Below are 15,206 nucleotides of genomic sequence, written 5' to 3'. Positions count from 1 at the left end.
TTTAAAGTCATTTTATTTTAAATCATGCATTTTATCATTCTATATCTGTTGTGTATAATCTATTATTACCATTGTATCCATAGGCTAATCCAGCTTTATTACCTTCAGTAAATATAGTTATACCTTCACTTTCACTCTTTTCTTTTATTTTATATGTTTTTGCTATTTCACCATTTTTAGAATCTATAAAGGTTACCTTATTATTTGTATATAAAATTATATATCCATTGTAATATTCTAGTCCTTGAGGTACTCCTTGATTTTTTATATTTATTTGCTTTTCTATTTTTCCATTAAAGTTACATATTGATATTATATGATTTCCATTATCATTTTCGGCTGTATGTATTATAAGTTTATCATTATCATTATCTATTGCTACTAATCCAGAATTACCAAGCTTACTATAATCTAAATCTTTACTTACATATGTCTTATCACCATTCATTTTAACTTCATATATATGAGTTTTATTTTTCCCTCCACCATTTGCAACATATATACTATTATTTTTAGTTCTGTATGCTAATCCTGCAGCATGACCTATCTTTATTAATCCACTTCTTTTTATTTCATTTCCGTTGTTATCATAAGCAATTATTTCTCCATTATCATTCTTCCTATCAAATCCAATATAAAATGTATTGTTATTATATGTAAGTCCTTGCATATTACCCTTATCATTAATATTAAATTTAAGTTTAGAAATTAGCGTACCATTTTCACTTTTTAATTTAATATCCTTTTTTTCAAATGCATACGCACCAACTGTTCCACCCATTATAATAAATAAAATAATTAAAGCTATTATTTTTTTCATAAGTCTTATCTCCCTACGTTTATATATAAAATTAAACTTTTTTACCATATTATTATATCCATCCACTATAAATAAATCCAAAACACATTGTATATTTTCTATGAACCTAAAAGAGTAGGAATAATAACTATAGTTATTATTCCTACTCTTAGTTTTAAAAATTGGACCCTATAAAATATATTTTAAATTATATATATACCTATAATAATATCTTTTAAATTCATTATTTCTAAAAATTTTAACAATTTAATATCTTTACTAAACCAAACTATTATCTAAGTATTGATCTTGCTATCATAGATATTGTGTGTCTTTGTCCTCTAATTGCTTTGCTCATAGCAAATATATTCTCTATAGGTGCTAATCCAGCATAACCTGCATCTCCAATATGTTGTATATCTACTCCTAAAACCTTATTTCTAACAGCAATTTCACGAATTGTTGCTTCATCTGATCCTTCTTGGCTAGTTCCAATTGCACTCATAACTAATGCCTCCTTTGAATGTGCTAAGCTAACTGCTTCTTTTACTTCTTCATCACTAAGTCCCCATACAGTTCCAACTGCAGGAACTAAAATTATATCAGCACCAGCATCTATAAATTCTTCAATTGCTTTTAAATCCACAACAGACTCACTAACTCCAGCCCCATGCATTTTACCAGCTATAACTAATCCATTAAACATTTTTTTTGCTATTTTTATTGCTTTTACTATTTTCTCATTAGTAACACCACTTCCTGGATTACCAGTCAAACAAATAAAATCGAAGCCTAATTCATTTGCTTTTTTAAAATTATCTTCTGATGCTTTACGTCCATTTGGAATTTCTAATTTTTCCTCAGCCATATCTGCATTATCATCAACTGGCTCTAAATTAAGTCCTATTGGTCTTCCAACTAACCTTTTTAAATCATGAATTACATCCTTATTAGGTTTTGCATTCACTAAATTAAATTGATCATACATTCCAAGTACTATAGGATTCTCCACATCAAATGCATTTAAAAGAATCAAATCTGCTCCAAAAGCCCTTGCTACTTCTGAATTTGTAATATCAGAAATTACTGGTTCACGTACAACTACATTCTCACTTAATACAGTTCTCCCCTCACTTGCTTTAATACTTTGCTTTAACTCCTGTGCTGTAAAGCTATTTATGTCTGAAGTATTTGCATTTAATAATCTTTTTACCATATTTATCACCTCATATATTTTTCAAAAATTTAAAAGAATACCCTTTTGTAAATTTATTATTCTTTCATAAATTAAATACTTTCTAAAGAATTTTTTTGCCATGTCTTATCTATAGCTTTAAAGAATAAATAATATATTGCTAAATCTAAAACAATTAATGCGATTTGTAAGAGTGCACCGCTTATTCTACCACCTGTAGCTAAGTATCCACTAATAATTGGCGGCATTGTCCACGGTACAGCTATACCTACAGTTTTAGCGACCAATCCACTTGACATAGCAAAATAACTTACTACTGCATTCATCACTGGAGCTAACACAAATGGTATTATAAGTGTCATATTTAATACAATTGGAATACCAAACATTGCAGGTTCGTTTATATTAAATAAACCTGGTACAAAAGCTACTTTACCAATTACTTTTGCTTCAGCACTCTTTCCTAAGAAGAATACTAGTGCTACTAACGCTAATGTAGCACCACCTCCACCTATATAAACAAATACATCCATAAATGGCCTAGTTATAATATTCGGAACTTCATTACCGGCTTGGAATGCTAAACGATTTACATCTGTATTCATTATCCAAATTGGATCCATTACAGCATTTGTAATACTTCCTCCATGTATTCCTGAAAACCAAAATACACTATTTAATAATACAGCAACAATAGTTCCACCTAATGTGCCTCCTAATACTCCTAACGGCCCTCCTAATACTTGCAGAAGAATATCATGAACATTTTCTATTCCAGATTGACTTAGAATTAACTCAATTAAGAAAGCTCCTGTAATTATTACAAACCCTGGAATTAGAGCTGTAAAACTTTTACTAACTGCTGGTGGCACTGTGTCAGGTAATTTAATAACAATATTTTTATTTACAAAGTATTGATAAATTAATCCAGTTAATAATCCAATAATAATTGCTACAAATAGTCCTCTACTTCCTAAATAAGTTAAAGGAACACCTTCACCAACATCCTTTAAAATTAAATTCGGAGTAACTACTAACCAAGCACCTAAAGCTATAATACCTGATCCTAAACCATCTACCTCATATTGTTCTGCCATACTCTTAGCAATTCCAAATACAGCTATTAATGCCATAATTCCAAAAGTTGAATTAACAACATGTCCCATCTTTGTACCTAAATTGAAATAACCTTCTAACCACTCTGTGTAACCCTCTATAGGTAAATTAGCTAGAATTAAGAATACAGATCCAATAATAATAAGTGGCATTGATAAAGTAATTCCGTCACGTACAGCTATTAAAGCTTTATAGCTCCCTAACTTTGCAGCAATTGGTGCTAATTGATTTTCTAAAAAATTTTGAAATTTTTTCATATTTTCTCCCCCTTTTATTCTTAGAAAACGTTTTCTAAAAGCTGATAAAAAACTAAATTTATTATCCTTTTATTAAAGCTAATGCTTTATTTAATACTTTTTCACCGTCCATCACTCCATAGTCTTGCATATTAATCACATCCAATGAAATTTTTCTTTTGGTTAAAATAGATTCAAACTGACTCTCCATAAAACTAATTTGTGTCCCAAAAAACAGTGCATAAATATTATTATTTTAAATTCTAGTTTCTTCCTAAATAAGATGATACTACAAAACATTAATATCTATACGCTCTTCTCTTAATCTACTTTTTCATTCTTATTACTAATAAGCTTGTACTCATTCCCACTAAATAAACTAACATAATTGTTTTCTTTTTCCTTTCAATCCCCTCCTTTAATTCATAATATAATTAATTTTAATTACTTACAAAAATTTAATATCTTCTTGCAATAACAACCTTATTAGTTATAAATTATAATTAATATACTTATATCTTATTATAAATATATTATATAATCAATATATTTATTTATAAAAAACAAAAAAAATATATCATAAAGCTTATATTCCTTTTAAATTAATTATTTTTTATAATTAAAATCAATTAATTCTTTATATTGATTATTATATTGTGTAAAATATAAATAATCGAAGTTATTATGTTACTATAAAAATAATTCAACTATTAATAAACTTATTTTTTAAAAGCTTATATAGTTTTTTAAATTTAAATAAACTAAATCTTATATAATTTGACGAATAAAAATATTAGATAGGAGAAAATTTATGACTAAACTAACAAATAAACAACAACAAAATAGAGCTGCTATTTTAGAAGTTTTATACACTAAGCGTCCAATTTCAAGAATAAAGATCTCTCATCTTACTGGCATAACACCAGCTACTGTTACTGATATCACAACCGATTTAATTAATGATGGGATTATTTATGAGATAGGTAGAGACACAGTGGAATCATCAGGATCTGGAAGAAGGCCAATACTTCTTGATATTGCTAAAGAAGCTGCTTATTTTATAGGAATAGAATTATCTGAAAAATTTTTTACATTTTGCCTAAGTGATAATTTAGGTAATATTTATAATAAATCTATTTTTAAATCTGGTAAAGATTTTTTTGATATAAATGTTGATTTTCTAATCGATAAACTAAAAGTTTTTCTTGAAAAAAATGAAGAATTCACAATTAATGCAATAGGAATCGCTTTGCCTGGTCATTTAAATATTAACGACTATAAAATAATTACTAATAATACAATTTGGAAAGATTTTAATCTACAAAAATTTAAAGATTCATTTGATATCCCCATATATACTGAAAACAATGTTAATTGTATGGCATTATCAGTTCTATTATTTAATACTGTCAGAAGAAGAGAAAATTTTATATACTACCATATAGGTAGGGGTATGTTCTGTTCTTATATTCATGATGGAGAAATATATTCAAAGAATAATTTTCTTATAGGTGAAATTGGTCACACAATTGTTAATCCTGAGGGACAAAAATGTGAATGTGGTAAGAATGGCTGTCTTCAAACTTATTCAAGTGAAGCTTGGATTTTAAAGAAATCAAGAACTCTCTACAATAACTCTAACACAACTTTCTTAAGGCAATTTGCATCAACAGCTGATGATATTGATATAGACACTATTATTAATGCATATGAAATTGGTGATGAGGGAGTTTTAAATATCATTAATACAGCAATTAAATATCTTTCAATATCTCTTACAAACTTATCTATGATATTAGATACGAACATCAATTATATACATAGTGAATTATTTAAAAATAATTCATTAAGCCAAGAATTAATTGATAATGTTAATAGTCATTCGTCTATTCTCCCTATAGATGAAGCTACCTCTACTGAGATACTTAAATATAGTGATCTAGATGGTGCAATCGGAGCTTGTTCACTAGCAGTCAAATATAATCTTATTAATTCAATTTAATATTTTACCGTTTAAATAAAAAAAGTATAAGTAATAATATTAATTATTACTTATACTTTTTTATTCTATATATCTATGCTTTAACTCTCTTATTAACTTGTTCACCATTAAATAATGTATATATATCTTTATGTCTAGATTTTGCCATTACATTTACCAAAGCATATCCTATAGAACTATCAACAAAATGATGTAATATTGCTCCAACGCCTGTTACTATTAATAGTTGATATATGTCAAATCCTATAAAAGGTATTACAACTAGAGCCTCTAAGCCACCATGTATTACAGATGTAAATAATGACATCTTCAAATAGGATTTATTTTTTTGGATAAATTTAGCCCCAGCATATCCAACTATTATATGCGTAGCCGCTCTAAGTACTATAGGCATTGGCATGCCTGCTATTAAAAAACCTAAAGTTGATCCTATACCTGTAACTATTGCAACCATAGGTGATATAAGTATAGCAATAAACATAGGAACATGTGATGCAATCGTAGCGCTAAATGGAGGTATATAAACCTTTAAAAATCCAAATTGTATTGGAATTATAATTGCGAGTGCAGTTAAAAGCGATGCATACACCATTTGCCTTATCTTATTATTCATTTTCAATCCCCCTTTATACATGAATATATACCAGTGTATATACACTAGTATATATTCATCATCTTTATTTGTAAATATTAATTATGTAAATTATTGAAATTCATTATAAAACAATAAAAATTAAAAAGGAGTAGTATATTTAAAATAAAAGAGATGATTTAAATCATCTCCTCTTTAAAATATTATTTAATTATTTTATTTATTTCATGTATTAAAAGTTCATTCTCTTCATGCTTTAATATACATACTCTAAAGAATTTATCACTTAATCCTTCAAATGAAGAACAATTTCTTATTACTATACCTTCTTTTAATAGGATATTATATAGCTTATCTGCTGTCATATCATCTTCCTTTATTTCACATAATATAAAATTACCATGACTTTCATAAACTTTTATCCCTTTTATTTTTCTTAATTCATTATCTAAATATTTTCTCTCATCACTCATATGGATTATTGTGCTATCTATATATTCATGATCCTTAAACATTATTTCACCCATTAAGGTTGCAAATATATTTATATTCCATAAGTCTAACTTTTCTAAAATCTTATCCTGTACCTTTTTATTAGATATAAGTCCATATCCAAGTCTTATACCGGGAGTTGAAAAGAACTTTGATGTTCCTCTAATAACAAAAAGATTCTCATGTTCATCTATTAGATGCGTTGATGAGTATTTTTTAGTATCAGTAAATTCTATATATGTCTCATCAATCATAAAAAATGTCTCTGTTTCCTTTAATACTTCCTTTATTTCTTCTTTGTTAAAGGCAAATCCCGTTGGATTATTAGGATTACATATAATAACTAAATCATATTTCCCCATTTTTATTTCTTTTCTAAGATCATCTGCATTTATCTTAAATTCAGATTCCTTTTTTGCAAAATACTTAACTATATTACATCCTATCTTATTAAGTTCTTTTTCATACTCAGAATATGCTGGAGAAACAAGTAATGCTTTTTTAGGATCTATAGTATTTATAAATGCTGATATAAGTTCAGTTGCACCACTTCCTAACAGAATATTATAAGGCTTACAATTACAATAATCTGATATTACACCTTTAAGTTCTTTATATTCTGGATCTGGGTATATTGAAACCATATCTACATTATCTATAACAGATTTTTTAGCTTTCTTTGAAGCTCCAAAAGGATTTATATTTGAACTAAAATCTAAAATTTCACTTTTTTTAATTCCAAGTTTACTAGCTAAATCAAATAAATTAGCTCCGTGATTAATTGTCATAGCTATTCCTCCTAAGTTTTTTATACTTACTATTATAATAGACTTTCAAAAAAATAATAGCTTCTTAGAAAATCTCTAAGAAGCTAAACTATTATTTTCTCATCTCTTTTCCCACTATAGAATTATTTTTTCCATAAAAGAAATATGCTAATAATATAATTACTAATACTGTAGCAAAAATAATCCAAGTACTTAATGATAAATTGACCATTAAGAATATACAACATAGTGTACCAATTATAGGTATAATAGGAACTAATGGTGTTTTAAAACTTCTTTCTATATTAGGATATTTTTTTCTAAATATAATAATAGAGAATGACACCGTACCATAGACAAGTAAAAATGCCATACTTGCAAAATTAGCTAAATCCTTTAAATTAAAAAATCCTGCTAAAACTGATGATAATATCCCTATTGTCCAAAGAGAAACATATGGAACGTCATTTTTATCTTTTTTACTAAATACCTTTGGTAACAGTCCATCTCTACTCATTGTTGATAATATTTGTGAAGTAGTAAAATTTCCTGCAAATATTACTGCAAGTATTCCAATTACTGTACCCAATGAAACAACAAATGCTACCATTGGTCTTCCGGCTACTTTTAAAGCATAAGAAAGAGCATCTGGAACATTTAAGTTATAATATTTAGTTATTCCTGTTAATACTACTGATACTGCAATATATATCAAAACACATACTAATAATGATGATAAAAGACCAATAGGCAGCGCCTTTTTAGGATTTTTTACATATGGTGCTGCTGACGCTGTTGCATCAAAACCACAATATGCAAAGAATACTGATGATGCACCAGTTATTACTCCTGTAGTTCCATAAGGCGCAAATGGGATCAGGTTACTTGAATGCATATGCATTGCCCCTACTACTAAGAATAATGCTATTACACCTAATTTTATTATTACCATAGCATTATTTACTTTTTTACTTGATTTTGTACCACAAGATATAACAAATGTAATAAATATTATTGAAAAAATTGCTGGCAAGTTTACAATACCACCCTGTGCTGGAATTGATGTTATTGCTTTTGGTAAATGTATATTTAAAACATCTAGCAAACTTAGAAAATAACTTCCCCACCCTGATGCTACTGTAGCAGTAGATAGAACGTATCCAATAGCAATACATAAACCTGCTATATAGGCAACAATTTCACCTAATGTTACATATGTAAAAGTGTATGATCCACCAGAACTTTGTATACTTGCACTAAGTTCTGCATAACACAAAACAATAACTGCCGCTGCAATGGCACCTAATACGAATGATATTGCAACTGCAGGACCTGCTTCTTTTGCTGCAACGATTCCAGTTAGAACCATTACTCCAGTACCAATAACTGATCCTATACTCATTAGAGTTAGATCTAATGTACCTAGGGTTTTGTTAGCCTCTCCAACTTGCTTAGAAACACTCTCGAAACTTTGAGTCCTAAAAATACTCATATAATCACCCCTTTTTTTTATGATAGCTTCTTATTAAATCATTAAAGGTATTATGGAAATATTTATGATTTAATATAATTATGTAAGTTTCTATAAACAATTATAGCAACATTTATGCCAAAGGATTTGTAAAGTTTTTTTCTAAATAGTAAACATTTATTTATTATAAATAAACTTATTCTACTTATTATATTAAGTAAATTTTGATTTTATTTTATAAATCCAGTACACTTTTATTAATATTATGTATATACTATAAGTTATGAACATACGCACAGAGGAGGATATTATGAAAACTTTCAAAGAATTAAACTTAAATGATAATATAATTGCAGGTTTAGAAAAACAAGGAATTACTACTCCAACAGAAATTCAAAGTCTTACTATTCCTGAAATATTAGATAATAAAGATGTTATAGGTGAAGCTCACACAGGTAGCGGTAAAACTTTAGCCTTTTTAGCTCCACTTTTTGAAAAAATTGATACAAGTAAAAAAGAGTTACAAGTTTTAATACTTGCGCCAACTCGTGAACTTGTTATGCAAATTGAAAAACAATCAAAATTATTAGCTGAAAATTCAGAAATGCCAATTAATACAGTGCCAATAATTGGTGATGTTAATATGGATAAACAAATCAAAAACCTAAAAGGACTTAAACCTAATATAATAGTTGGAACTCCAGGAAGAGTTTTAGATTTAATAAGAAAGAAAAAAATAAAGGCTCATACAATAAAGACAATAGTTCTTGATGAAGGTGATAACTTATTAGATAATACTCACGCAAGAACTATACAAGATATAATTAAGACTACAATGAGAGATAGACAACTTTTAATATTCTCTGCAACAATAAGCTCAAAAGCTATGCCTATAGCTAAAGATTTAATGAAAGATCCTATAATATTTAAAAATGAAAAAAAGGCTTCTTTAAATCCTAATATTGAACATATGTACATAGAAGTTGAGGAAAGAGATAAAGCTGAGGTTTTAAGAAAGCTTATAGCTGCTGTTAATCCAAGCAAAGCTATTGTATTTATAAATCGTGGTTTTGATGTAGAAATGATTGCAGATAAATTAAATTATCACAATAAAAATGCTTTTGCTATGCATAAGAGAATAACAAAAGAGCAAAGACAACAAGCATTAGAAAAGTTTAGAAATGGGAACATAAATATATTAGTTTCATCAGATATATCAGCAAGAGGATTAGATATTCAAGATATAACTCATATTATAAACTTAGATTTCCCTGCAAATGCTAATGAATATCTTCATAGAGCAGGTAGAACAGCAAGAGGAAATGCTCATGGAACTACTATTTCATTAGTTACAAAAAAAGAATTCCCAGCTCTTAGAATTTACGAGAGAGAATTCAATATAAAACTAAATAAAAAGCAATTATCACATGGTGAATTAGTTTAGTATTTATATAAAAAAATAGATGGGTTATACCATCTATTTTTTTATTCTAATGCAGATAAGGCAAAACTTTTGCCCTCCCACGCTCTACTCTTCCATCTTATAAGAACAAGTATAGCTCTAAACCATTCATCTAGTGCAAATCCTATCCATATCCCTACTAGTCCAAGGCCTAGTTGTATGCCTAAAATATATGCAAAACCAACTCCAAAAAACCACATTGAAAATACCCCAATATATACTGGGAACCTTACATCTCCAGTAGCTCTTAAAGCATTTATTCCTACTATATTTATTGCCCTTCCGGGTTCTAAAAATATTTCTATTATTAATACACTAGAAACTATACTTATTATATCTTGATTATTTGTTATTAATTCCATCATTGGATGTCTAAATAAAACAATACCACAGCTAATCATTATAGATACAACTATAGCACGTTTTATGCAATATACACATAAATTATATGCTTTATTATTTTCCCTATTCCCAATAAATTGTCCTATAAGTATACTTCCACCTTGACCTAGCGCTACAGAAAATATAAATGTAAAAGATACTATAGTAGTTAAGTAACTTTTAGCAGACATACTATCTATACTTATCATATTTATAAAACTAGTAATTACAAGTTGAGACAAACTATATGAAATCTGCTCCGCTGCTGAAGGTATCCCAATCTTTAAAATATTAAATAAATGCTCCATAGGAAATGGTTTAAATAAACATATTTTAAATTTATGCATAATTACACTATATACTTTACCACCTAAGATAAATAAAGCTACTATCTTACTTATAACAGTTCCAAGTGCAGCTCCACTTGCTCCAAGCTCTGGAAGTCCAAACTCACCAAATATAAGTCCATAATTACATACCACATTAACTATATTCATAATAAGTGTTACATTCATGCATATTCTAGTTAAACTATATGATCTTAATATCGCTGTAAAAGTCATAAGAATGGCTTGTACAAAAATAGTTCCACCAACTATTTTCATATAACTATTTCCTATAGGTATTAATTCAGGTGACGCCTTTAAAAGTGTAAACAAGGATCCTGATGCAACAAATACTGCTATACTTACTATTATTCCTATAATTAAATTTACTCCTATAGATACCCCGCATAACCTAACTATATTATCTTCATCACTTTTTGCCCCTAAATGCTGGGCAAGTAATATTGCTGTTCCGGCAGTTATTATTCCAAACATTAAATTAACCATCCAAATTAATTGATTTGCAATACCAACTGATGCAACAGCTAAATCTGAATATTTACCAAGCATTATAGTATCTAAACCACCAAGTAATGAAAATAATAAACTTTCAACAAATATTGGCCACGTTATATTCTTTAATTTCCTATTTATACTCTTATCACTCACTTTTTATAACCCCTCTTAAAATAATAATTGAATCGTTTCCAAAAAAGAAATTATTATATATCTTTCTTTAATACTACATATATTTCTATATAAAATTTCCCCACTATATAATAGCCTCTCAAATACTCCTTTCCTATTTTTAACGTTTTCATTATAGCACACTATTTATAATATTCTATCCCTTATTATAAGATTTATTATATATTTTTTTACTATATGAATAGTATATAATTACGAATAAAAATTTTTAAATAAGGTGGTTTAATGACTTCTTATATTTTGTATATATTATCTATATCATTATTACTCTTATCTTTTATAAAAGATAAGAAAAAAACAATTGCAGCACTTAAGACTGCTGTTAAATCTTTTGAAAATATAATGCCACAATTTTTAAGCATAATAATTGTAGTTGGATTTATATTAGCAATATTAAACCCTGAAACTATATCATCTTTAATTGGAAATAATTCTGGATTTTTTGGTGTAGCACTTTCTTCTATAATAGGTTCAATAACAATTATGCCAACTTTTGTTGCTTTTTCAACCGGAAATACCTTACTTCAAAATGGAGCTGGTATATCTCAAGTTGCAGCTCTTATATCAACCCTTACGTTAGTTGGAATTATGACCTATCCACTTGAATCAAAATATATTGGTAAAAAGGCTGCATTTCTTAGAAACTTTATAGCTTTTCTATTCTCCTTTATAGTAGCCTTTATTTTTTCAAAGGTGGTGGTTTAGGGTATGAAAACTATTTGTAAAATAGCTAAGAGATATTCTTTCTTTTTAATTTTATTATTTGTGCTTTCTGCATTATTTTTTATAAATTCAAATATTGCTATAAACACATTTGAAAGTGCGAAATCTAGCTTTCTTCAAATGCTTAGTGTACTGCCACCTATAATGATACTTCTTGGGCTTATGGATGTATGGATACCAAGGGAAACTTTAGTAAAATACATGGGAGATAATTCAGGAATACTTGGAATTTTCTTTTCTATGCTACTTGGATCACTTGCAGCTGGACCTATGTATGCAGCATTTCCATTTACTGCTCTTTTATTAAAAAAAGGTGCTAAATTTAGTAATATAATTATATTTATGAATTCTTGGTGCGTAACTAAAATATCTACACTTTTATTTGAAATATCATCTTTAGGCTTTAAATTTACGTTTATAAGACTTCTAATTGATATACCTGGCGTTATACTAATGGGGTACTTAGTCTATTACTTTATGGATAAAAAATCTTTAGAGGATATATACTCTAATTCACTTTTATAAATTTATATACTATTAAAACTTTAAAAGGCACCTTAATATATAAGATGCCTTTTAAATAATATATACTTAATGTAAATGAGATACTCAAAACTCACTTTTTGCTCAAAAAAAATTACAAAGCTTGAAAATATTATAATAATACCAAATCAAATAACGATTAATTAAATAACCTTTTTAGGAGTAAATCCTATTTTAATAAAGAACCCCTTAGCTTTATTATCTACTTTCATTTATATACCCTTTTCTATATGCTTCTAATAATAATTTTAAATCTTTAATTTGGTTTTTAAGTTCTGCCCCACTATCTGTATCTCCAACTGTTTTTCTTTCAAGCTTTCTTTCAACAACAATACTTGTAGATAATATATCCTTTTCCTCAATAATTGCGTTTTCAATTGATTCAAAAGGCTGATGTGATACAAGCTGTAACCCATAAGAATTATATATAAGTGTATAGCCAGCTATTCCAGTATCTCTTCTGTATGCCTTTGCAAAACCTCCATCAATAACTAATATTTTCCCTCCACATTTAATAGGACTTTCTCCATACTTTTTCTTTACCGGAACATGCCCATTTATTATTTTAGATTCTTGAGGATCTAACCCAAACTCTTCTAATATCCTACGGCACATATCTTCACTTTCTCTAAGTTCATAGTATGGATTCTTCTTTTCTTTATGAGTATTTTTATCTTCTATAAAATATCTCTCAAATGTAGTCATTTCTTCTTTACCGAATAATGAAGATGCGGAGCCTGTCCATAAATACCACATTATATCCATTCCATATTTTTTCTCTGGAGTATCAGGTTTGTTAAAGTAACCTTCTCTAGCTAAAACTTCAAATTTTTCTAAAAGAGCTTTTCCTCTATATTCTCTTCCATGTATATTAATACCTTTAAATGAACCATCATCATTTAAAGGTATACATCCATGTAGTAATAAATTAGAATTATACTTTAAATAAATACTACCCTTTGCAAAAAGGAATGATATATGTCTTTGTAATTTTTCACTATTTAAAAATGAAAGCTTTAATTTATCTATAAGCCTCTCTTCTTCTTCTGTAAGCTTAAATGGATTTTTAGGATCTATAGTTGGAAAGTTTTTATCCTTTAGTGGATATACCTTACCTTTTAAATCTATTGTTGCTTCATTGTAATTTATCTTGTCCAAAAGCACTCTATGTTCTAAATCAAATTCTGGTCTTCTCTTTATTATTTTTTCTTCTAACTTAAACTGTATAATTGTTATAGCCTTATGCATCTTAGCTATTAACTCAATCTCAAATTTTCCATATCTATTCTTATCATTTATTTTAGGAATAAATTCTTTGCAAGGATCATCTTTGTAATTACTTAATGCAAAAGTTGCAAGAGGTATAAGATTTATACCATATATATCTTCTATTGTATCTAGATTTCCATACCTAGTAGCTATTCTTATAACATTTGCTATACATGTTTTTACACCTGCTGCAGCACCCATCCAAAGCATATCATGATTTCCCCACTGTATATCTAAGGAATGGTACTCCATAAGAGTATCCATTATTATATCTGCTCTTGGGCCTCTATCATATATATCACCTAATATATGTAATCTATCAACAACTAATCTTTGAATAACATTAGATAAAGATATTATAAACTCTCTAGCCCTTCCTATATCTATAATTGTACTTATTATTCCATCATAATACTCTTGTTTATCTACGCCATAAAATTCTTCATGTAGTAACTCTTCTATTACATAATTAAAATCTTTAGGCAATGCCTTTCTAACTTTAGACCTTGTGTATTTAGATGACACATTTCTGCAAAGATCTATTAATCTATATAAATTAATCTTATACCAATCATCTATGTTCTCTTCCTCTTTAAGTACTATATCTAGCTTCTGTTCTGGATAATATACAAGGGTAGCTAGACTTTTTTTCTCGCTATCCATTAATGAATTTCCAAATACACTTTCTATTTTTCTTTTTACTACTCCTGATCCATTTTTTAACACATGTACAAAAGGTTCATATTCTCCATGTAAATCTGTTAAGAAATGTTCAGTTCCTTTTGGTAAATTTAATATAGCATTTAAATTTATAATTTCTGTTGATGCCTCTGCTATAGTTGGATATTGCTTCGCAAGAAGCTTTAAATATTTTAATTTGTTTATGATATCTTCATCATAATTCTTCATTAGTACCCCCTGTAAAAATTATAACTCTCTTTGAAATCGTTTTAGATAATTATATATCAAATTTTTTATAACATCAATAATTATCAGCTAACAGCTACATTCTTCTATTTACTGATATCTTATTCAAATCAAATATTTAATACCTTTTATTTTAAATAATCTTTATATAAATACTAACATTAAAATTATTAAGCATACTAATTAGGTAAATATAA

The 15,206-nt window shown here is 27.7% G+C and carries 13 protein-coding genes; 4 read left to right on the top strand and 9 right to left on the bottom strand.

The annotated features are described in order from the left end of the window. Window positions 1-34 precede the first annotated feature (34 nt). The 4 genes from ACQPUW_RS02630 to ACQPUW_RS02615 form a co-directional block, all read right to left on the bottom strand. Window positions 35-820 carry a hypothetical protein gene (locus ACQPUW_RS02630; protein ID WP_430835946.1) on the bottom strand — a complete coding sequence of 262 codons (786 nt, stop codon included), beginning with the start codon at window positions 818-820 and terminating at the stop codon, window positions 35-37. A 271-nt stretch (window positions 821-1,091) separates the two neighbouring features. Beyond that, window positions 1,092-2,015 carry a haloacid dehalogenase-like hydrolase gene (locus tag ACQPUW_RS02625; protein WP_430835944.1) on the bottom strand — a complete coding sequence of 308 codons (924 nt, stop codon included), beginning with the start codon at window positions 2,013-2,015 and terminating at the stop codon, window positions 1,092-1,094. A gap of 71 nt (window positions 2,016-2,086) precedes the next feature. Beyond that, window positions 2,087-3,367, bottom strand: a complete 1,281-nt coding sequence (celB, locus tag ACQPUW_RS02620; protein WP_430835942.1) for a PTS cellobiose transporter subunit IIC — start codon at window positions 3,365-3,367, stop codon at window positions 2,087-2,089. A gap of 61 nt (window positions 3,368-3,428) precedes the next feature. Next, entirely contained in the window at window positions 3,429-3,557 is a 129-nt protein-coding gene (locus tag ACQPUW_RS02615) for a hypothetical protein (RefSeq protein WP_430835941.1), read from the bottom strand. Window positions 3,558-4,157: 600 nt separating this feature from the next. On the opposite strand from ACQPUW_RS02615, the gene ACQPUW_RS02610 reads away from it, so the two are divergent. Then, the gene (locus ACQPUW_RS02610) at window positions 4,158-5,348 is read left to right on the top strand and encodes an ROK family protein (RefSeq protein WP_430835939.1); all 1,191 of its coding nucleotides are present in this window, start codon (window positions 4,158-4,160) and stop codon (window positions 5,346-5,348) included. A 73-nt stretch (window positions 5,349-5,421) separates the two neighbouring features. Here ACQPUW_RS02610 and ACQPUW_RS02605 read toward each other — a convergent pair whose 3' ends face one another. The 3 genes from ACQPUW_RS02605 to ACQPUW_RS02595 form a co-directional block, all read right to left on the bottom strand. Beyond that, window positions 5,422-5,961 (bottom strand): ECF transporter S component, encoded by a 540-nt coding sequence (locus tag ACQPUW_RS02605; RefSeq protein WP_430835938.1) that lies wholly within the window; start codon window positions 5,959-5,961, stop codon window positions 5,422-5,424. Window positions 5,962-6,143: 182 nt separating this feature from the next. After that, window positions 6,144-7,220, bottom strand: coding sequence for a pyridoxal phosphate-dependent aminotransferase (locus tag ACQPUW_RS02600; RefSeq protein ID WP_430835937.1), 1,077 nt, complete (start codon window positions 7,218-7,220; stop codon window positions 6,144-6,146). 91 nt (window positions 7,221-7,311) lie between these two features. Beyond that, entirely contained in the window at window positions 7,312-8,691 is a 1,380-nt protein-coding gene (locus ACQPUW_RS02595) for an APC family permease (RefSeq protein ID WP_430835936.1), read from the bottom strand. 286 nt (window positions 8,692-8,977) lie between these two features. Here ACQPUW_RS02595 and ACQPUW_RS02590 point away from each other — a divergent pair, with 286 nt between their 5' ends. Further along, window positions 8,978-10,114 (top strand): DEAD/DEAH box helicase, encoded by a 1,137-nt coding sequence (locus ACQPUW_RS02590; protein WP_204596811.1) that lies wholly within the window; start codon window positions 8,978-8,980, stop codon window positions 10,112-10,114. 41 nt (window positions 10,115-10,155) lie between these two features. Here the strand turns inward: ACQPUW_RS02590 and ACQPUW_RS02585 are convergent, their stop codons facing one another. Further along, window positions 10,156-11,508 (bottom strand): MATE family efflux transporter, encoded by a 1,353-nt coding sequence (locus ACQPUW_RS02585; protein ID WP_430835934.1) that lies wholly within the window; start codon window positions 11,506-11,508, stop codon window positions 10,156-10,158. Window positions 11,509-11,772: 264 nt separating this feature from the next. Between ACQPUW_RS02585 and ACQPUW_RS02580 the strand changes: the two genes are divergently transcribed. Together ACQPUW_RS02580 and ACQPUW_RS02575 are read left to right on the top strand one after the other, a co-directional pair. After that, entirely contained in the window at window positions 11,773-12,252 is a 480-nt protein-coding gene (locus ACQPUW_RS02580; protein ID WP_430835933.1) for a permease, read from the top strand. Between the two features lie 3 nt (window positions 12,253-12,255). Next, complete coding sequence (locus ACQPUW_RS02575; RefSeq protein ID WP_430835931.1) at window positions 12,256-12,795, top strand: permease; 540 nt, start codon at window positions 12,256-12,258, stop codon at window positions 12,793-12,795. A gap of 216 nt (window positions 12,796-13,011) precedes the next feature. Here the strand turns inward: ACQPUW_RS02575 and ACQPUW_RS02570 are convergent, their stop codons facing one another. After that, window positions 13,012-14,991 (bottom strand): fructose-1,6-bisphosphatase, encoded by a 1,980-nt coding sequence (locus ACQPUW_RS02570; protein WP_430835929.1) that lies wholly within the window; start codon window positions 14,989-14,991, stop codon window positions 13,012-13,014. Window positions 14,992-15,206: the final 215 nt, after the last annotated feature.

The sequence above is a fragment of the Clostridium sardiniense genome, from assembly GCF_050584765.1.
In the GTDB taxonomy this organism is placed as follows: domain Bacteria; phylum Bacillota; class Clostridia; order Clostridiales; family Clostridiaceae; genus Clostridium; species Clostridium sardiniense_A.
The sequence above is the reverse complement of the archived record's forward strand: the minus strand, read 5'-3'. Positions and strand labels throughout refer to the sequence as shown.